Source organism: Halorussus pelagicus, assembly GCF_004087835.1.
Classification (GTDB): Archaea; Halobacteriota; Halobacteria; order Halobacteriales; family Haladaptataceae; genus Halorussus; species Halorussus pelagicus.
In genome coordinates this window covers 2,799,242-2,818,835 of record NZ_CP035119.1, presented here as the reverse complement: position 1 = coordinate 2,818,835, position 19,594 = coordinate 2,799,242, and the positions used below count along the sequence as shown (strand labels likewise).

The following is a 19,594-nucleotide window of genomic DNA, read 5'->3' as shown; positions in this document are numbered from 1 at the left end:
AGCGGAAATCGCGCGAAAGCGTCGCGGTTACTGTCGCCGGAGGGCCACCAGCGCGGCGGCCACTAGCGCGACCAGCGCGACGCCGATACCGAATCCGGGGACGCCCGAGGAGTTGCCGGGCGTGGTCGTCTCGACACCGTTCGACTCGTCGGTGGTTGCCTGCTCCACCATGACTTCGGCGCTCGCGTCGCCGACGCCGAGTTCGGTGACGCCGCTTCGTGCGAGCGCGTGCGTGAAAGTTACTTCGGCCGTCTCGTCCGCCGCGACGGAGACCGTCTCGGCGGTGACGGCTTCGCCGCCGACGGTGAGTTCGACCTTCCGCGTGGCGTCGGCGTGACCGGTGTTCTCGACCGTCGCTGTCACTTCGACGGACTCACCGGACTTGACCGATTCGCTCCCCACCGAGAGGTCAGTAACGCTCGTGACTGCCTTCCCGATACCGACCGCGAAGGTCCCCTCCGAGACGTTCGCGCGGAACCGGTGGGAATCGTTGGTCTTCTCGACGTGGGCCGTCTCGACGGCGCTCCACTCGCCGTCGTCGTGGCGGAAGAGACCGACCGCGTCCGCCGACGCGCTCGCTTCGCCGAGTCGGTCCGTCGAGACGTTGAACAGCACTCGCTCGCCGCCGCTGACGTTCAGATACGAGAGCGCCGCGAAGCCATCAGCATCGGCGCTCGGAGCGGTGACGTTCTCGGGCGCGGTGTCGGTCACGTTGATTTCGGGGTTCGCGCTCGCACTGGCCGCGCGGACCGCAATCGACCCGACTTTGCCGTCGCCGTCGTTCAGCGGCGCGATGGCCTTCGAGTCGTCGTGTTCGTCGTCGTTCCCGTCGGGACTCGCCGGTGGGAGACCGCCGCCGGTGTTACCTCGGTTCGGTGAGTCGTCGAAACCGCCTTCCTTCGAATCGTCGCCGTCGTCACCACCGTCGCCGCCATCGTCGGCTTTGACCGTGATGGTCTCGTTCACGACGTTCTCCACGCCAACGCGGGTGCGCATGACCAGCGAGACCGTCTGTTCGCCCTCCTCCTCGAAGGCGGTGGTCCACTCGGTGGTCCGGTCGGGACCGTCAGTCTCGCCGACCGTCCAGCCGAAGTGGTCCAAGTCCTCGAACGCCTGCGTGGGCTTGCTCGCGGTGAACGTCACGTTCTCGCCGACCGCGACCGTCTCGTTGGAGGCCTCGACGGTCGCGTTGGGCGTGACTTTCTCGATGGTGTAGCTCACTGTCTCGGAGTCGGTCTGCCCGGCCGAGTCCACGACGGTGACCGTAGACTGGTGCGTGCCGGGGTCCATGGAGTGGTTGTACGGTTTGAACGACGTTATCTCGTCGTCACTCCACTCGACTTCGCCGTCGCCGTCCACGTCCCAGCGGTAGGTTACGATTTCGTCGTCGTCGGACGACCCCGAGGCGTCGAGCGGGTAGAACAACTGGCTCATCGTTCCCGTCTCGGGTGCCGAGAGCCGCGCGGTCGGCGGCGAGTCGTCGCTCCCGCTCAGTTCGCCCGCGGTCGCGGTCCGGGCGGTCGCGTCGCTCTGGCCGAATTTGCTCCGGTTGAGCGTCCACACCGCGCGCTCGTCGTCGCTGTCAGGCGTCCACGTCACGGTGACGGACTGCTCACCGGACGGGAACTCCTCGGGAGCCTCGCCCGAGACGTTCCCGGAGAAGGTGCTGTTCGACAGGCTCAGCGTCTCCTCGTTGGGGTTGTCCGCGACGAACGTCACCTCGTAGGTGCCGTTCTCGACCTCCGTGACGCTATCGACGACGACGGTCACCGGATGAGGCTTGATGGTTTCGGCGTAGTAGTCGAGTCGCGGATTCTCCTTCTGGGAGTCGGCCTCGCCGGGGAACTCGTCTTCGTGAAGTCCCACGAGGTTGATAACCGTCCCGTTGATGCCGTAGTCTTCCTCAATGTGGACGACGGTCGTTCCGGAGACGTTCTCCTCGACGTACCGCGACTGGCCGTATCCGCTCTCGGTGTAGTAGCCGAGCGTGAGGTCCACCGCGCGGTAGGTGCCCTCGACTTCCACCGCGGTCGCGTTGAGGTAGGTGACGTTACCGCCGGGGGTGGAACCGGCTTTTTCGACGGTTACCGTCGCCGTCGCGCTGTCGGCGTTGCCCGCCTCGTTGACGACCGTCACCGAGGCGTCGTAGCTGTCGGCGGCGTCGTACGTGTGGTTCGTCTCCGGGGACGAGGTGTTCGTCTCTGCCTCGCCGTCACCGTCGAAGTCCCAGCGGTACTCCGCGATGGCGCTTCCGCCTTTGGTCGATTCGCTGGCGTCGAACGAGACTGATTCGCCGATCTGTGCAGTCTGGGGCGACGCCGAGAGCGCGGCGCTCGGTCCCGAGTCGTCGTCGCAACTGCCTTTCTCGATGGTCAGTTGCTGGCCCTTGGTGAGGTCGTACTCGGTTCCGTCGCCCGACCGGAGCTTCCAGTCGGTCTCGTTTTCGGCGTACGGCCACTGCGGGTCGCGGTCCTGATACGCCCACGAGTTCTCGCCGAAGGCCGACTCGACGGTGATGGCGTCGAAGCTATCGCCGAGTCCGCGGACCGCGGCACCGTCGGTCCGGTTTGAGGCCCACATCCAGTCGATGGACGAACTCGTCGCGCCGTGGTCGAAGTTGTCGTCCGGGTTCTCGTAACTGTCGTCCTCGACGACCCACTCGCGGCTCTCGGGCAGGCCCGAGAGGTCGAACGAAATCGCGCCGCCGTCCGACTCGTTGAGGTCGTCGTGTAGCATCACGAGGCTCAGCCCCTCCGCGCCCTCGTAGACGAAGAGGTGGCTGACCTGATTGTCCTGAATGGCTTGCGCTCCTTCGCCGTACGAACCGTACTTCGTTCCGGCACCGGCCCGGTAGTCGTAGAACTCTTCGACCGTGTCCTCGTCGGAAGTCACCGTCGATATCTCGTAGCACTGGCCGCCCTGCGTGACGTGGAACGTCGTCTCGTTGCCCGTCGGCGTCGAGGCGACCGTTCCGACGCCCATCGAGAGCGATGAGGCGACTATCAGGAGCGCCAGCAGGACGCTCCGTGCGCGTTCGGTCACAGCGAGTCACCGCCGTTCGGCGTCCCGCGGTCTGCGCTCCGCGGTGCTTCGGTTGGCCTGTCGGTGCTAGTGCGGCAATACCGCCGCGTCGGCGGTTTTCCGTGGTGTTCGTGGCGGGGGTTCGAGTCGAACATTCGTTTTGGTTTTCGGGAGTTAATTCGGGTTTTCCGTGCGTTCTGACCATCGTAACCGGGAGTCCGTTCGTCAGCGCATCGTTACCCCGAAGCTTCCGCCACGGTGGCCCTTTGTTATCGTTCGGCTGTAGGGGCTATAGAGAGCGCCTGAAAATCGAGAAAGCGGCGTCTACTCGGCTCAAACACTCGGTTGGGAGCGGTTAAATTCCTACGCACAGCGCCCGACGGCGGCGCTCTTGGTGTGCGCCGTCTACGCGCCGCTCGGTCGCCCGGTCGCGGTGACGTAGATGCCCGCGAGGACGACCGCACCGCCCGCCACGGTGAAGGCATCCGGGACCTCGCCGAGTAGCGCGAGCGCGAGGAGCGTCGATCCGACCGGTTCGCCCAACAGCGTGACGCTGACGACGCTCGACTCGACGTACTTCAGCGCCCAGTTGATAACCGTGTGGCCGAAGATTCCCGGCCCGACGGCCATGCCGACGAAAAGAAGCCACTCCTCGGGCGGATAGTCGGTCAGCGCCGCCGCAGTCGCGGCCGCGCCTCCGGCGTCTACCTCGACCACCGCGACGGCAAGCAGGACGACCGCGCAGACCGAGTAGACGACCGTGACGTAGGGCACGAGCGCGACGCGTTGGCGGAGCGAGCGCCCGGCCAGCACGTAGCCCGCGGCCATGACCGCGCCGACGAGCGCGAGACCGTCGCCGTAGAGCGGGCGCGCCCCGGCGAGCGCGGCCCCCGAAAGCAGGCCGCCCAGCGACATGAACGCGACGCCCGCGACTGCGAGGAGGATGCCGCCGACCATCCGGCGGTTGAGCGCCTCATCAAGCAGGACCGCCGCACCGACGGCGACGAACAGCGGTTGGGACTGGACGAGCGTGACGCTGGCGGCGACCGTGGTCCACTCCAGACTCTCGAACCACGTTGCGAAGTGGGCCGCGAGCGCGACGCCCGTGACGACGGCAACGAGCGCGTCCCGACCGGACAGCGCCCGGAGGTCCTCGCGGTAGTGCGTCACGGCGAACGGTGCGAGCAGGAACGTGGTGAACACCACTCGGTAGAGCGCCTTGACAATGCTCGGGGCGTCGCTGAACCGAACGAGAATGGCGCTGGTGCTGACCGCCACGACGGAGACCGCGAGAGCGGCCATCGGCGGGGTTCGTTCTTCGAGCGACGCCAGTCCCGTCATCGTCCCCGAAGTCGAACGGCGGTCGTTTAATCGAACCGATTTTGTAAGGTCTCTCCCAACGCCGGGCATGGACCGAGCGGGAACCGCGCTGGTGTTGGTATCGGCCGCCGGGTTCGGAACGCTGGGCGTCCTCGGCGAACTGGCGGCGGACGCGGGGCTGTCGATTCCCACGGTGCTGGCGTTTCGGTTCCTGCTCGCCACACTGGTCGTGTGGCTCGTGCTGGGCGCTCGCGGCCGACTGCACCTGCTCGAAGGTCGGGCGCTGGCGGTGGGCGTCGCGCTCGGCGCGGTCGGCTACGCGGCCATGAGCGGCCTGTTCTTCTGGGGCTTGGAGTTCATGACCGCCGGACTGGTCGGCATCGTTCTCTACACCTACCCGGTCTTCGTCGTCGGCGCGGCGGCGGTGAGACTCGACGAACCGGTGACGCGCCGGACGGTCGCCTCGCTCGGGACCGCGCTCGCGGGCGTCGCGCTCGTGACCGGCGCGGACCCGGCCGGGGCGGACCCGCGAGGAATCGCCGTCGTCCTCGCGGCCGCGGTGGTGTACGCGGGCTACATCACCGCGAGTCGGTCGGCGCTGGCGACGGTGGACCCGCAGGTCCTGACGGCGCACGTCCTGCCGGGGGCCGCGGCGTCCTACCTCGTCGTCGGAACCGCCACCGGGAGACTCGCGACTCCGGCGACCGACTACGAGTGGGCGCTGGTCGCGGCCATCGCCGTCGTCGCCACGGCGCTCCCCATCTTCACGTTCTTCGCGGGTCTGCGGCGCATCGGCGCGAGCAACGCCAGCATCGTCAGCACCGCGGAGCCGGTGATAACGCTGTTGCTCGGCGCGGCGGTGTTGGGAGAGCCGATTACGCCCGCGACGGTCGTCGGCGGTGCGCTCGTCCTCGGGGGCGTCCTGCTCGTCCAGACCGGCACGGACTGAACGCTCTCGGTGCCACTGGCTCAGCCCTCTCGGGGTAGTCGGACTGGCGGTCCCCGGTCCTCGACTGCCGGGCGACCGCACGATACGTCCGGGCCGAGTTGGTCCCATCTTCGGACTTAAACATTCGTGACGGCGGATTTCCGGACTTTTGAGACGTGTCTCGTGCAGGTGGAGTTTCTATTTCGGCGCGTGCTGGCGCGTCGCCGTTGGCGACGCGCCAACCGCGCGAGGGACGAGCAACGCAGGCCGAAGGCCGAGTAGCGCAGGCGGTTGGGGAGGCGTGAGGCCCGCAGTCGCGGTGCCGTGCGGCCCTGATTGGCGTCGGCAGTAGCTAGCTCTGACTCAACAGTCACCGAATCGCCGACGCGGCGACACCCACCCAATCGCCGACCCCAACAGTCACCGAGTCCACGAATTTCGACAGCCACCGACTCCCCGAGCTTTCGACAACTCTCCTCACGAATCCATCGTTACATGTATCCCGACTTCCGGAAGTACGCGACCAGAATCACCGTCACCGCGAGCATCCCGACCATTACGGCGGGATAGCCGTACGTCCAGCCGAGTTCTGGCATGTTGAACGGCCCGCCCGAGAAGTTCATCCCGTAGACGCCGACGACGAACGTCAGCGGGAGGACGATGGTAGCGACGACGGTCAGAGTCTTCATCACCTCGTTGGTCGAGAGCGACAGCGAGTTAAGGTAGATGTCGCGCGCGCCGCTGGCCAAGTCCCGGTAGGTCTCGGTCAGGTCCACGAGTTGGACGAGGTGGTCGTACACGTCCCGATAATACTTCTCGGTCTCCTCCCGAATCTGATCGGGGTCGCCGCGCGCGAGGACGCCCATCGCCTCCCGCGAGGGCCACAGCAGTTTCCGGAACGAGAGCAGTTCCCGGCGGACGTTGTTGATAGTTTCGAGCGTCTCGATGTCCGTCGCGGTCATCACGTCGTCTTCGACCTGCTCTATCTGGTCTTCGATTTCGTCCAGCACGTCGAAGTAACCGTCCACGATGGCGTCGGCGACCCGGTAGGTGGCGAAGTCCGGGCCGTTGCGGAGGATGCGACCCTCCTCGCGGACGACCAGTTCCCAGACGCGCTCGACCGCGCCGACCGGTTCCGGCGACATGGTGACCACCCAGTCGTCGCCGACGAAAAAGCCGACCGACCGCAGGGCGATTTCCTCGCGGAAAGTCGTCTCGCCCCGGCGCAGAATCGCGGTCTTCAGCAGGACGAACGCGTGGTCGTCGAACTCCTCGGTCTTCGGTCGGACGCCGTTGCGAACGTCCTCGACGGCGAGCGAGTGGACGCCGAACGTCTCGGCGACGCGCTCCATCTCCGCGGCCGAGGCGTCCGACGCCCGGACCCACGTCGTTCCGGTCGCTTCGCGGGCGGTCTGCAGGTCGTCGTAGGTCGTCGTTCCGTCGGGCGTGTAGACGACCGCTTTGACTGTCACGCCGCATCACCGCCACGGGTGTCCATCACGCCGAATCGCCTCCGTCAAGGCCTCTCACGCCGAATCGCCTCCGCCCCAACCGATAGCCAGCAGTGTGACGCCGACCATCACGCCCGTCACGGAGAACGCGCGTCCGGGGTACGGCGCGGCAATCCCGACCAGATAGCCGCCGAGTCCGGCGACCGTGAGCGCGAGACCGGCGGCCAGCGCGGTATTCATACCGTCCGTGACACACGCAACCGAAAAAAGCGTTGTCGGACGAGTCGGTGACGTGTCCGCTACTCGCCGTGCTGGACGCCGCGAATCAGTCGGTACACCTTCTGGTCCTGTCCGGGGAGCTTCTGGGGGTAGACGCCGATTGCGACCACGAAGTCGCCCTCGTGTTCGACCTTGGTGACGTGGAGGTAGGCGTCGAACTCGATGCCCATCGCCGTGGTGACGCTGCCCTTGAACTTCGAGACGCGCGTCGTCTTCCCGAGCATCGTGCGGTTCTGGCTATCGACCTGCTCGATACCGCGCACGCTGTCGAGTTGCGAGGTGAACTGCTGGGCGAGTTGGCGGTCGTCGTACTTCTCCAGAGGGTTGAACGACTTGCCGAGAATCTCGACTTTCGGGCTGGCGAACGTGGCAAAGACGGCGACTTTCTGGTCGCCGACGCCCGGCAGGCCGACTCGCTGGTGGTACTCGGAAATCCAGTTGGTCACTTTGACCTCCTTGCTCTGTCCGGCGCCCTCGAACGTCCGCGAGACGTTCATCGCTTTCGTGCTGTTGTGCTGATACCCCGTCTCTTCGAGGGCGTCGTCGCTCACCGTCGCCTGCGAGGCGGCGAACGACACCGGTCCCGAGAGGAACCCGGTGCATCCGCCGAGGACGAGGAGGACCGCGAGCGAGACGCTGGCAACTGCGCGTCGTGTCATGCTACTCGCGGGGTAGACAGTCGGGGGTTATGAACCTCGTGGCTTTGATGACTGGAATGCCAATAGCACCGGGAAGATAACGTTAAATAACTCAAATATTAATACAGCCTAATAATGGCCGAGTGTGACTACTGTGGTACAGTTACAGAACACGCGTTTCCCTGCAACTATTGTGAGAGTTCCTTCTGCGGAGACCACCGTCTACCGGAGAATCATGATTGTACTCGGTTTCACCGTACTAGTAGTGGAAGTAGTCTTAGCGGAAATGGACCTGATACTTCAGATAGACGAAGCACACATCGCACTCGGGTTGAGCGAGTTCGGGAGAAAGAAACGACAACAATGGACCGTCGGGTTCCGGATACCACTCCGAACACCAAGAACAATCACCAAGAGGATAAAGCGGAATTGAAAGCGCTTTCATGCCCGACGTGTGGTTCAAATACGGCCACAGTACAAACCTGTGATTCCTGCGGACAATCAACTTGTCCAGACTGTGACCATGACTGCAATCTATCCGATGAACCCGAAGAAGAACGGGACTCGCTGATTAATCGCATCAAGCGATTTCTATCTGTGTAAGTCCGGTTAATACGATTACGTCGGCGAAAACTGTGGACGCTTCTACTCCAGTCGGAACTCCGCGCCCGAGTCGGTGTCCTGGACTTCGACGCCGAGGGCTTCAAGGTCGTCGCGCAGGTCGTCGGCGCGCTCGTAGTTGCCCGCCTCGCGCTCCTGTTCGCGCACGTCGAGGACGAGTTCGACCAGTTCGTCCAGCAGTTCGACGTTCCCCTCGCCGTCGCCCGCCAAGGCGAACCCGAAGACGCCCTCGCCCAGTTCCTCGAAGGTCTCGACGGCGTCGCAGAGCGCCCGGTAGTCGTACTCCGCGCGCGAATCGACGTGCTTGTTGACCGCACTGACCAGTTCCAGCAGAGCCGTGATTGCCTCGCGGGTGTTGAAGTCGTCGTTCATCGCGGCCGCGAACTCCTCGCGGGTCTGGGCCACCGCCTCGCGGAGCGCGTCGTCTTCGACCTTCGTCCGGGCGTCGGAGCTATCGACGGCCGTCACGGCGCGGTCGTATCCCCGTTCCAGTCGCTCCCAGCGCTCGACGGCCTCGTTCAGCGTCTCCTCGCTGTAGGTCTGGCGGTTGTTGTACGCCGTCGAGAGCAGGAACATCCGGACGGCGTCGCCGCCGAACTCCGAGACGGCATTCCGGACCGTGAAGTAGTTCTGGAGGCTCGAAGACATCTTCTCGCCGCCGGTCTCCAGCAGGCGGACGTGCATCCAGTAGTTGGCGAACTGCTGGCCGGTTGCGGCCTCGCTCTGGGCGATTTCGTTCTCGTGGTGCGGGAAGACGAGGTCCTGCCCGCCGACGTGAACGTCGATGGTGTCGTCGAGGTGGGTCATGCTCATCGCCGAGCATTCGATGTGCCAGCCTGGTCGGCCCTCGCCCCACGGCGAGTCCCACGTCTGGCCGCCGGGGTCGGCATCGTCGGGATGGGACTCCCCTGCCTTCCAGAGCGCGAAGTCCGCGGGATGGCGCTTCTCTTCGAGTTCGTCGTCCTCGCCTTGCGCCTCCATCTCCTCGACGTTCTGGTTCGACAGTTTGCCGTACTCTTCGAACTCGGTCACGTCGAAGTAGACCGACCCGTTCGACTCGTAGGCGTAGCCCCGCTCTATCAGGGTCTCCACGAGGTCGATGATTTCGGGGACGTGTTCGCTCACTCGGGGGTAGACCTCCGCGCGCAGGAGGTTGAGCGAGCGCATGTCGGTCAGCACCTCCGAGATGAAGTGTCGAGCGACCTCGTCTTCGCTCTCGCCGAGGTCGTCCTCGCCGACGCGCGCGACGATTTTCTCGTTCACGTCCGTGAAGTTCTCGACGTGTCGCACGTCGTAGCCGAGCTGTTCGAGCCAGCGATGCATCACGTCAACGTGGACCCACGACCGGGCGTGCCCGAGGTGGGCAAAATCGGAGACCGTCAGCCCGCAGTAGTAGAGCAGCACCGACTCGGGGTCCTGCGGTTCGAACGGTTCCCGCTCACCGGAGAGGGTGTTCGTCAGATGGAGCGTCATTGCCGACTAGTAGCCAGAGCGACCGTTTTAAAGCGTCGATAGGCGCACTACGCGCCGATTACGCGGGGCGATGGTTCGCGGACTCGACACTGCGACTCAGCGACTCGCAGTCGCACCTCATCGACTCGGAACCGTATCGAGGGCGTCCTCCGCGATTCGGAGCGCGTCCGGACCGTCGCGGCGCTCGACGGCGACGAGCAGGGTCTCGCCCGCGACGCCCGTCGCCCGGACCGGAATGTCGGCCGCGTCCAAGCGCCCGAGGACGTGTGCCAGCGCTGTCGCGTCAACCTCGCCCTCCGCGAGAACAGCCGTGAGAGACCCCTCGCCGGGCGCGAGGTGGGTTCCACCGACTGCGAGCAGGGCGTCGGCGTCCGCGTCTGCGGATGCCGCCTCGCCCGCGGACTCCGAGTCGATTTCACGCGGGGACTTCGGGGGGACTTCGCCCAATCCGCTCCGCATCGAGACGCGCACGCGTCGGGAGTCGGTCTCGCGGTCGGGCAACGACTCTGCGAACCGACGGAGTGCGGTGGCTATCGAGTCGGTATCGGCGTCCCCGTCGATGTCCGCGGCCAGCGAGCGGGCCGCTGCGGTGTAGTTGACGACGCCCGCCCGGAGCGCCGCGAGCAGGAAGGGACGACGCCGGACCGCCGCGCGGGTCTCCTCGGCAAGTGACATGTTCGGGGCGAGGGTGGCGACGACGAAAAGCGATGCGGTGGCCGCGGCAGAACGCAGGGTCTAACTCGAGATGTTGTCTTTTCAAATCCTCACCCATATCCATTAAATATAATTATGATTAAACACAATTACGTGTTTTATAAAAATTTCCTAATGGGATTGCGACTTGGCTTACAACAGCAAACTGTTTCGGCAACTGCCGCAGCCAGCGGGTCCGAGATATGCGCTGTCGAAAGCGTGTGACGAGGGTCGCCACATCGTGTTAGTCTGTGCCCTGAGATTGCCGCAAAGACTTAGAGAAATAGGCGTTTGCGCACTCTTTAATTATCATCTCACACGAGTAACTCCGGAAAATAAGTTCCTCAGGGTAGTCCCGACTGAATTGGACAGGCTTCTGTTCTCAGTTAGTCGAATAGTTATTCGCTCACCAGCGTCGATAGGTGGTTCGTATTCGCAGCTATCGACATCGTGAGAAGAGGTCGACTATCTAGCGAGCTATAATAGACCTATCTATTTTCTTCTATATTAAATAATGCTGCATTATTTGGACGTTGTTCTATGCTAATGTTTTCTAAATAACTTTTTTGTACCAACAGTACTTTGAATCATGTGCATGTTGAGTAAAATAAGCCGGAGGAAGTTTATGCGTGCGAGTGGTACCACTGTGGGACTAACTGGACTCTCCGGGCTGACATCCGCCAAGAAAACTACGAAAGCGAGCAACTTAGACGTGAAAGTGGACACCGTTGTTGAAAGCGGAATAAAATACTCTGCTTGCATTGCCCAGAACTTGAAGACCGGTGAAATCGATGGTGCAGTCATTCCTGTACCGACCAGTGATGGGTCGACAAACGAAATCGCACAGTTAGATGCCAACGATCTTGACGTACACGAGATATCTGAAGACGTCCTTGCTGACATCCGTGAATCAGTCTTTAGTGCAGAGGTGAATAGTTCCAGCACGGCAGTGAACTCCGATTCTTCGACTGCCGAACAGAGTCCTGTTTGGGGTCCGCTGCGAAACGCTGCTAGCTCAAAAAGCAACCAGTCAGACGGAGTGACAATTCAGGCTAAGAGCATCCTTGAAGATGTTCTAGAGGAAATCTCTGCAGGTACCAAGGATTCGATCGACAGGATAGGGGCGTATTATATCGAAAGTCCGAAAGGGACAGACTGTGATGCTGCAGTAAACAGCCAACCACACCACCAGCTCGGTTTCTCGGTTGAGTACGAGAAAGTGCTGGGAGACTTCACCGAAACGGTGCTCACTACGGTCCTTGGGGCCGCGCTGGGTCTACTAATCGGTGGTCCCTATGGAGGGGCTATTGGTACAATTGCCGGAGCGATTGTCGGATTCGCTATCAAATACCTCAAAGACACGACGAACATCACTCAGGTAATTCGTGATATTGACAAGTGTGCCTTCGAGGAATGTGCACCGAGTACAAGGCTCCTCGTCAGTGGAGTTTGGATGGATGAGGATACCGACCTACTCACTATCAACGGCACGCCTGATGTACCTGCAGTCCATCTTGAAAACGGGGTCCAAGTGAATGACGGTTACCGCGAGACCGTGAGAGTCTCGTCGTAAATCCACTCGCCTTAATTTTGTAATTTTGAAAAGTGAATAAAATCGAAATTCACATAGACTGGATATACGATAAACCATACATGCGTGACGCACTTTCCGATGTTCGGAGCGAACTTGACAAAGGGTTTCGTCGTCCGATAATTGGGTATCCGATTGTCGTATTGTTGGTCGGTACTGGAGTTTGGGGGATAATTACGCTTTTAAACTCTGTAATCAAAGCGCCCGAATTCATTACTGTGTTATTAACAATTCTATTTGTAGGAATTATACCATTGGCATCCTCCTATATTATGATTAAATTAGGTATTTAAATACAGTCTTCTAATTAATGTCTTATTCATTCTCGTGGCTACTACTGAAGCATGGGTCCAAACTTCGCGGTCTGATATAACCCCATCTAATCAAAGACGATAGTGAAAGAGAGAACGCTAACGCATGAGAAGATAGGCCGCGGCGACGACGCTCCCGAGGACGGCCAGCGCGCCCGCCGATACGGCCGGACTGTTCGAGAGCGAGGCCGACCCGGCGGCGACGGCCAGCGCGAGAATACCGAGGACCGCGACGGGGGCGTTCCGTCGCACGGAGAGGTCCGGGAACTCGAAGTTCGATGCGTCGTCGTCTCGGTCGCCCCCGTCCTTGTCCTTCTCGTTGTCGTTGTCGTCTTCGGCGTCGCTATCGGCGCGCTCCATGAGCGTCTCGTCTACCGTGACCGCTTCCTCGGGCACAGGTTCGGCGACGGTCACGGAGACGTAATCGGTCTCCGCGCCGTGGCCCGTGACGATTTTGAGTTGGCCCTCGACCGGGCGCGGGCCGCCCTCTTCGACCTCGACGCTGACCTGCCGGGTCGAGTCGGCATCGACGAAGTGGTTGTTCGCGGGGATAGATGCGACTGCCGAGAGGGCGTCGTCCAGATGCAGGTGGACGTGGACCGGGGCGTCGCCGTTGTGGAGCAAAACCGGGAACGAACCGGTCGCCTCGAACGACGCCCGCGTCTGGATGTCGTGCAGTCGGTCGCGGTTCAGACGGACGGGGAGACTCTCGGACACGCTATCGTCACCTCAAACGCAGGGTAGAAAAAACTACGCCTCGATGTCGCGCATGTCCGGCGGCAAGAGGTTCGGGATGCCGTCCTCGACGGGGTAGGTCTCGCCGCACTCGGTGCAGGTCAGCGTGCCCGAGATGACTTCCTCGTCGTCGTCGGTGTCGGTAGCGTCGAGTTCGAGTTCCTGCTTGTCTAGCGGACAACAGATGATGTCCATCAGCGACTGCTTCATGATACTGTCTGTGCGTGGGGAGGGCAAAAGCGTGACGGGTTCGCCGAACGCGACCGAGGACACGCTGATTGTGTTTCAACCCGTATAGTAATAATATATACAAACTTATTTGATAACTTTTAATATTGTGAACGTTACTCTATCACATAGGAGGTGACAAATGATGATTGACTTCACTCCGATGATCTGGTGTGACTACCTCGGTTGCTGAACAGCGATTCATCCGACGACTACCTTTTTCTGGAGGACCCCCGATTTCGTGCGATTGGAGTCCACTCCCTAGCAACGAGGCGGGACGACCGACTACCACGACTCGTGCAGTTCAGGTCTCCCGAAGTTCAACTTCCAGCGACTCGTTCTCGTCGTCGCCGGACAGTTCATCGGCGAGGAATTCGCCGAGCAGTCGGACCGCCGCCTCGTGTGCGTCTTTCTGAAACTGGACCTGATACGGGCCGATGTCGTCGGTCTCGTAGCGCTCAAACGTCTCCGGCACGTCGTGACGAACCGCGAGGTATTCGTGAATCTTTGCGAGCAGCGCGTGGAGATAGACGAGTTCGGCTTTCTGCATGGCGCGTGGTCGGCGTAGCAGGTGGGTCGTGCGTCTGGCTGGTCTCTACTCTCGCTTAAGCGGTCGCTTTCCGCTACGCTTCGTCACCCCCAACTACCCCGGTTTGGGATACGTTCGCACGGACTTAAACCTGACCACCGACGCGTTCCGAGCGAGACGAGCGAAAGAAAACGAACAGTTCGTGGCGCTACTCTAACGGATTCTCGACGACGACGGTCTCCTCGCGGCCCGGCCCGATGCCCACCGCGTAGATGTCGGCGTCGAGTTCGTCGCTGAGGTAGTCGAGGTACGCCTGCGCGTTCTCCGGAATCGCGTCGTACCCCTCCTCGGCGACCGCCTGCCAGTCGGCGTCCTCCCAGCCCTCGAACGTCCGGAAGTTGGGTTCACAGCGACCCCACCGCTCGGTCGTCGCCGGAATCGTGGTGATTTCCTCGCCGTCGAGGTCGTAGCTGTGGCCGACCTTCACCTCGTCCAGTCCGGCCAGTACGTCGATGTGGTTGACCGCGAGACCGGTGAAGCCGTTGGCGCGCGCGGAGTGGCGGAGCATCGGCACGTCGAGCCAAGCGACCCGGCGCGGGCGACCCGTGACAGTGCCGTACTCGCCGCCCTCCTCGCGGATGTAGGTGGCCAGTTCCTCGTTTTCGCCCTCGCCCTGCTCGTCGTAGCCGGGGGTGTCGCCGACGACGCCGCCGAGTTCGGTCGGGAGCGGCCCGCTCCCGACGCGCGTGAGATAGGCCTTCACGATACCGACGATTTCCCCACCGCCGACGACGCCCGGACTCAGGCCGGTCCCCGTCGCGGCCCCGCCAGCCGTTGGGTTCGAGGAGGTGACGTAGGGGTAGTTTCCGTGGTCGATGTCGATGATGGTGCCTTGGGCACCCTCGAACATCACTTCGTCGCCGTCGTCGATGCGGTCGGCGAGGTAGTTCCCCGCGTCTACGAGCATGTTCTCGTCGGCGAGTCGCTCGCCGTAGCTCTTGTACTCCTCGTAGAGGCTGGCGATGTCGAACTCCTCGCCCGTTTCGACGCCGAACACGTCCTCGGCGAGTCGCTGTTTCTGCGGGACGACGTACTCCAGTTTCTCGCGGAGACCGTCGGCGTCCAGTAGGTCGGCGACCCGGATGCCGCGCCGACCCATCTTGTCCTCGTAGGTCGGACCGATGCCGCGGCCGGTCGTGCCGACCTCTTGGTCGGACTCGCTTTTGACATCTTCCTCGATGCCGTCAAGCACGCGGTGGTACGGGAAGATGACGTGCGCGCGCCGGGCAACCCGAACGTCCGGGTCGAGACCGCGCTCGCGCAGGTCGTCTAGCTCCTCGAACAGCGTCGCAGGGTTGACGACGCACCCGTTGCCGAGGATGCCGACCTTCCCGCGAACCGCTCCGCTCGGAACCAGCGAAAGCTTGTACTCAGTGCCATCCTCGACGACGGTGTGTCCCGCGTTGTCCCCGCCCTGATAGCGGGCAACCACGTCGACGGCGTCGCCCCAGAGGTCCACGACGCCGCCTTTCCCCTCGTCGCCGAGTTGCGAACCGACGATGGTTACGGTCATTACGCGGATTGGTTCTCTCCCACTCCGTAAACCGATTACGGTCTTTCGCGCCGGATTATACACATTCCTGTCTATTTCTCCGAATACTTCCGCGAAAAGCCACAGTATCGAGGATACTACTCGGAGGGAAAGAAATTTATACGTCTCGTACCAAGTTTAGAACTGTTAACCTCTCGCACTAGAGTGCGGTAGTGTAGCCTTCTCACGGTCCGCGCGGACAGCAACTTTTAAAAGGCTCTAAGACAAGTTAACACATGCCATGATAGATAGACTTGAGAAAGAAGTCGATATGTTGGAGCGCCATCTGCAGGTCCTGAAGATGGTCATCGAGAGCGAACCTATCGGTATCGTAAAGATGTCGAACGAGACGGGCTACCCCCACCACAAAGTTCGATACTCCCTCCGTGTCCTCGAAGAGGAGAACCTCATCGAGCCGTCGAGTCAGGGTGCAATCACGACCGAGCGCACCAAGGAGTTCGTCGGCGAACTCGACGGCAAGATAGACGAAATCTCGGACAAACTGGACGAGATGAAAATCAGCGAAACCGCAGAAGCCGAAAACTAGAGTTCCGGCACGTTCAGGTGGAAGCCACCGCTCCGTGATTCCACGAGACAGAGGTGGTATCCCCGCTTTCGGGAGAGTTTCACGAAGCTCTCTCTCTTTTCCCGGCTGAGAAATCCGCCCGAGGTAGCCGACTCCGTCGTCTCCAGTGCCTCGGGTTCGAAGAAGCTCTCGGTGACTTGGAACGAACCCGATAGCTCGTCGTGGACCTGCGCGACGTCCGAGGCGGCATCGACCAGCGACCCCATCATCTCGCCGGTCGTTGGGTCCCGCGAGTCGTTGAGGTCCGCGACGACCAGCGGGTTGCCCATCCGGTCGCGCATGATGATGTCGAACGCCTCTTGGCGCGTGTCGTCACCGTTTCCGGCGCTCACCGACCCGTGGAGGTCCACGCGGTCTATCTTCGGAATCGACTCGTAGAGGTCCTTCAGACTTCCGCGGTGGCCGGTGTCCCGAATCTCGTAGAGCAGTTCCTCGATTATCCACGAGACGAATCGGTACTCGAAGGAGTCAGTCAGGAACGACTCGAACGCCTCGCCGCCGACCTCGACGTTCTCGGTCTCGAACTGGGTGTGGTGTTCGAGTCGGAGGTTCGCGTTCACGTCTCCGGCCTCGACGTTCCCCTCGGCGGCCTCGTCCAGCGTGGCCTTCCCCTTCGACTCGTAGCGCACGAAGAGGTTGGTCCCGTCGAACGCCTGCGAGGCGTCGAGTTGGCGCTTATCGCTCGCGCTCGCGGCCGACCCGGCGTTTTCGAGTTTGGCTTCGAGGCGTTCGACTTCTTGGCGGAGCGCGTCGCGCTCGCGCTTGTACTCGTTGCGCTCGGACTCGACGTTCGAGAGCCTACTCTTCAACTGCTCGACCTGCTGTTTGCGCTGTTTGAGCTGTGTCCGGAGCTTCTGGATTTTCTCTCTGGCCTCGTCGCTGGTTTCGCCCGACGACCGGCCGGACGCGCGCCCGGAGGCGGTTTCGGTCCCGCTCTCTTTCTCGGTCTCGGTCTCGGTCGTCCGACTCGGTGCGGGGTCGCTCTCGGACGCGCCCGGTGCGCTCTTCGGCGTGGATGCGCTGGGCGTACTTTTCGACGCGGACACGCTCGGCGACCGTTTCGATGCTGACGCGCGCGGCGTCGAATCCGGCGAGTCTCCGTCGTCGGTCGCACTCTCGGAGGAGTCGTCCGCGAGCGCTCCGTCGGGACCCTCGCTCCGGTCGGGGTCGAGCGACGGAATCGTGGTCGTCTCGCGCCACTGCTCCTCGTCGGCGAACGCGCCGCCCTCCTCCTGTCCGCCGGTCTCGCCGTCCGACTCGGTCGTTGAATCGCGGATTTCCTTTGCGCGGGTGCCTGCGCCCACCTGCTCGCTCGCGTCCGGACTCGTCTCCGTCTCCCGCGAGTCGCCCGCGCTCGGTTCGGTCTCGCTTCCGGCCGTCTCGACTTCGGCGGCCGCCGCGTCGGCGCTCGGCGAAGCGTCGGCGTCGGAAGCGGGTGCCGACGCTTCGACGTGGCTCGCGGTGGACGGCGACCCGGCCGAGTCCGTCCGTCCGCTTCGGTCGCGTCCCGAGCGTTCGGCGGGGTCGGTCGATTGGGTGTCCCTCGCGGATGGAGTGTCCGTCGAGGGCGCCGTAGAGACGCCTGTCGAAGGAGAATCGTCGGCCGAGGCGTCGGACTCTCTCGACGCATCGCTCGGCGGTTTTCCGGCACTCTCGGAGGACTCGCTCGCGCCCGCACCGAAGTCGCTTCCACTACCCGTTTGCTCGCTCGCGCCGCGCGAGTCCGCGCTCCTCGTGTCTCTCGTCTCGCCCGCCCCGCTGGTCCCGCTTGCTCCGCTTTCCCCACCAGTTCTGCTTTCCCCGCCGGTCCCACTGGACCCGCTTGCGCCCGCACTGCTTGCGCCCGCACTGCTCGCGCCCCCACTGCCCGCGCCCGTCCCGCCCGAGGGTTCGCGCTCTTCGGGTTCTTCGGGTTCTTCGGGTTCGGGAACGTCGGTGACTTCGATGCTCACATCCGTGACCTCGTAGATGCCGACCTCGTCGTTGGCGCGCTCGAAGGCGTCGTCGCCGGTGATTATCTGCTCGCTCGCGCCGACGAACGCGACGCTCATCGAGCGCCCGCCGTAGTAGGCGACGTAGTAGTCGCCGCTCAAGACGTTCTCGCTGAGTTCGATGTAGCCCGTGAATTTGCCGCTCGTGAGCGTCGAATCGACCTCCGAGAGCGGCGTGTCGTTCGTGTAATACTTTGCTTGGGTCTCGCCGCCGCGCTCCTGCATGCTGAACAGGAGCGGGAGCGACGGGTGGGGCGCGGCGTAAGCGGTGCCATCGGCGTCCTCGAAGTCGTCGAGACTCCCCTCGTAGACGCCGATTATCCGCCCGTTGAGCATGAACAGCCACGCGCCACCGGCCCTGACTGCTCCCGAGAACTCCCCGTCCGAGAGTTCGCGCAGGCCAGCGTACCCGTCCGCGAAGGAACGAGTCTTCCAAGTTTTGACCTGCTCGACCGTGCGCGTTTCCATATTACGAGAAGGCCACAAGCCTCTCAAATATCTTGCGGCCCAAACTTTTGCTGCGGTCGAGCGCGCCTCCGGCGCGCTCTCCCTGGCAAAACGTTGATGAAAACCGTCGTCACCCCCTCAGAAGCGCCTGCGGCGCTTCTTCGAGGGATTCCTCGGTCCGCGAGCGATAGCGCGGCGCATCGCGCCGCGCTATCGCTCGACGGTGGATTTCGGTGCCATTTCGGCAAAGACCCACTGAGCTACCGACAACCGAAAATCGGTTCCCGCGCGTCCTCGACAGTCCACGAGGAGTACCAGCAGTGCTACCGTGAGGGAGCGAAGCGACCGAGCGGACCGAGGAACCTTCGACCGAGCGAAGGCGGTGCGCGGAGCGCACCGCCGAGCGAGGAGGAGGTGACGACGGTTTTTCATCGACGTTTTGCAAGGCCGCGCCTCTCGGGGCGCGGCCGCTGGAAAAGGTCGTGTTTTAAATTTTGGATTCCGCGTCGTCGGCGAGTTCCTGCATGCGCTTGCCGATGCGGCCCGCCTCGCTGAACTCGTCGTCGCTCATCGCGGTGGCCAGCGCGTTCCCGAGGACGAAGACCGCGTGCTTGTGCTCGCTCTTGGACTTGTGGACGTGCGAGGGGTCCACGTCGAGTTCCTCGTAGGGGTCGAAGAGACCGTCGGTGACCCGCTCTTGGTCTTGGAAATACTCCATAATGAGGACCATCTCCTCGTGGAGTTCTAGAAGCTCGTCCTTGTGCATGCCCGTGGGTACGGATGTGTCCCGTTTAAGGGTTTCTGACAGCGGCTCACACTGCTCCGAAAAGAGAGGGTTAGAAGACGTACTCGTCCTCGTGGCCCATCATTCCTTCGTCTTCGAGACCCGGTTCACGGTCGTCGTCGTCCATCGGGCCGCTCGTTTTGTAGGCTTTCATACCGGTCGAGAGCAGATCCTCGATGGCCTCCTCCCTATTCACGAACTCCCCCTGTTCGACCATCTGGGCGATCTGCATTTCGAGATGTTCCGGAATAGTTATCTCTACCTTCGGCATTGGAACATTGGTGGCTTCGGGAGGGGTGTTCATAAGTCTGACGGGGTGGGATACCGACGACGGCAAACCAATCCAGATATCTTGGAAGATGAATTTAAAGAATCAA

18 protein-coding genes are annotated in these 19,594 nt (G+C 62.5%); 4 read left to right on the top strand and 14 right to left on the bottom strand.

The annotated features are described in order from the left end of the window. Positions 1-27: 27 nt before the first annotated feature. Positions 28-3,042 (bottom strand): PKD domain-containing protein, encoded by a 3,015-nt coding sequence (locus tag EP007_RS14210; protein ID WP_128478278.1) that lies wholly within the window; start codon positions 3,040-3,042, stop codon positions 28-30. Positions 3,043-3,426: 384 nt separating this feature from the next. Next, a complete protein-coding gene (locus EP007_RS14205; RefSeq protein ID WP_128478277.1) occupies positions 3,427-4,362 on the bottom strand; it encodes a DMT family transporter in 936 nt (311 codons plus the stop codon). Positions 4,363-4,429: 67 nt separating this feature from the next. Between EP007_RS14205 and EP007_RS14200 the strand changes: the two genes are divergently transcribed. Next, on the top strand, positions 4,430-5,290 hold the full coding sequence (locus EP007_RS14200) for a DMT family transporter (RefSeq protein WP_128478276.1): 861 nt from the start codon (positions 4,430-4,432) through the stop codon (positions 5,288-5,290). A gap of 470 nt (positions 5,291-5,760) precedes the next feature. Here EP007_RS14200 and corA read toward each other — a convergent pair whose 3' ends face one another. From corA to EP007_RS14190, 3 genes are read right to left on the bottom strand one after another with little or no spacing between them, the layout of a single operon-like run. Then, complete coding sequence (corA, locus tag EP007_RS14195) at positions 5,761-6,741, bottom strand: magnesium/cobalt transporter CorA (protein ID WP_128478275.1); 981 nt, start codon at positions 6,739-6,741, stop codon at positions 5,761-5,763. 54 nt (positions 6,742-6,795) lie between these two features. Next, a complete protein-coding gene (locus EP007_RS17605; protein ID WP_166035612.1) occupies positions 6,796-6,960 on the bottom strand; it encodes a hypothetical protein in 165 nt (54 codons plus the stop codon). A gap of 59 nt (positions 6,961-7,019) precedes the next feature. Then, on the bottom strand, positions 7,020-7,658 hold the full coding sequence (locus tag EP007_RS14190) for a DUF6517 family protein (RefSeq protein ID WP_128478274.1): 639 nt from the start codon (positions 7,656-7,658) through the stop codon (positions 7,020-7,022). Positions 7,659-7,772: 114 nt separating this feature from the next. Here EP007_RS14190 and EP007_RS18295 point away from each other — a divergent pair, with 114 nt between their 5' ends. Beyond that, positions 7,773-8,240: an AN1-type zinc finger domain-containing protein gene (locus EP007_RS18295; RefSeq protein WP_128478273.1), complete on the top strand. Its 468-nt coding sequence runs from the start codon at positions 7,773-7,775 to the stop codon at positions 8,238-8,240. A gap of 42 nt (positions 8,241-8,282) precedes the next feature. Here EP007_RS18295 and cysS read toward each other — a convergent pair whose 3' ends face one another. Both cysS and EP007_RS14175 read right to left on the bottom strand, forming a co-directional pair. Beyond that, positions 8,283-9,731 carry a cysteine--tRNA ligase gene (gene cysS, locus EP007_RS14180; RefSeq protein ID WP_128478272.1) on the bottom strand — a complete coding sequence of 483 codons (1,449 nt, stop codon included), beginning with the start codon at positions 9,729-9,731 and terminating at the stop codon, positions 8,283-8,285. Between the two features lie 117 nt (positions 9,732-9,848). Next, positions 9,849-10,406: a DUF7523 family protein gene (locus tag EP007_RS14175; RefSeq protein ID WP_128478271.1), complete on the bottom strand. Its 558-nt coding sequence runs from the start codon at positions 10,404-10,406 to the stop codon at positions 9,849-9,851. Between the two features lie 613 nt (positions 10,407-11,019). Between EP007_RS14175 and EP007_RS14170 the strand changes: the two genes are divergently transcribed. Beyond that, positions 11,020-11,997 carry a glycine zipper family protein gene (locus EP007_RS14170; protein WP_208023502.1) on the top strand — a complete coding sequence of 326 codons (978 nt, stop codon included), beginning with the start codon at positions 11,020-11,022 and terminating at the stop codon, positions 11,995-11,997. A 428-nt stretch (positions 11,998-12,425) separates the two neighbouring features. Here EP007_RS14170 and EP007_RS14165 read toward each other — a convergent pair whose 3' ends face one another. The 4 genes from EP007_RS14165 to EP007_RS14150 form a co-directional block, all read right to left on the bottom strand. Beyond that, positions 12,426-13,043: a DUF7524 family protein gene (locus EP007_RS14165; protein ID WP_128478270.1), complete on the bottom strand. Its 618-nt coding sequence runs from the start codon at positions 13,041-13,043 to the stop codon at positions 12,426-12,428. A 33-nt stretch (positions 13,044-13,076) separates the two neighbouring features. Then, entirely contained in the window at positions 13,077-13,271 is a 195-nt protein-coding gene (locus EP007_RS14160) for a methytransferase partner Trm112 (protein ID WP_128478269.1), read from the bottom strand. Between the two features lie 322 nt (positions 13,272-13,593). After that, positions 13,594-13,839, bottom strand: a complete 246-nt coding sequence (locus tag EP007_RS14155) for a UPF0058 family protein (RefSeq protein ID WP_128478268.1) — start codon at positions 13,837-13,839, stop codon at positions 13,594-13,596. Between the two features lie 187 nt (positions 13,840-14,026). Beyond that, complete coding sequence (locus EP007_RS14150; RefSeq protein WP_128478267.1) at positions 14,027-15,391, bottom strand: adenylosuccinate synthase; 1,365 nt, start codon at positions 15,389-15,391, stop codon at positions 14,027-14,029. A gap of 259 nt (positions 15,392-15,650) precedes the next feature. Here EP007_RS14150 and EP007_RS14145 point away from each other — a divergent pair, with 259 nt between their 5' ends. Further along, a complete protein-coding gene (locus EP007_RS14145; protein WP_128478266.1) occupies positions 15,651-15,956 on the top strand; it encodes a hypothetical protein in 306 nt (101 codons plus the stop codon). On the opposite strand, the gene EP007_RS14140 is transcribed toward EP007_RS14145, so the two are convergent. From EP007_RS14140 to EP007_RS14130, 3 genes are all read right to left on the bottom strand, one after another. Then, positions 15,953-18,454, bottom strand: a complete 2,502-nt coding sequence (locus EP007_RS14140; protein WP_128478265.1) for a DUF7527 domain-containing protein — start codon at positions 18,452-18,454, stop codon at positions 15,953-15,955. The genes EP007_RS14145 and EP007_RS14140 overlap by 4 nt on opposite strands. 466 nt (positions 18,455-18,920) lie before the next feature. Further along, complete coding sequence (locus tag EP007_RS14135) at positions 18,921-19,199, bottom strand: UPF0058 family protein (protein WP_128478264.1); 279 nt, start codon at positions 19,197-19,199, stop codon at positions 18,921-18,923. Positions 19,200-19,269: 70 nt separating this feature from the next. Further along, entirely contained in the window at positions 19,270-19,488 is a 219-nt protein-coding gene (locus EP007_RS14130; protein ID WP_128478263.1) for a ribbon-helix-helix domain-containing protein, read from the bottom strand. Positions 19,489-19,594: the final 106 nt, after the last annotated feature.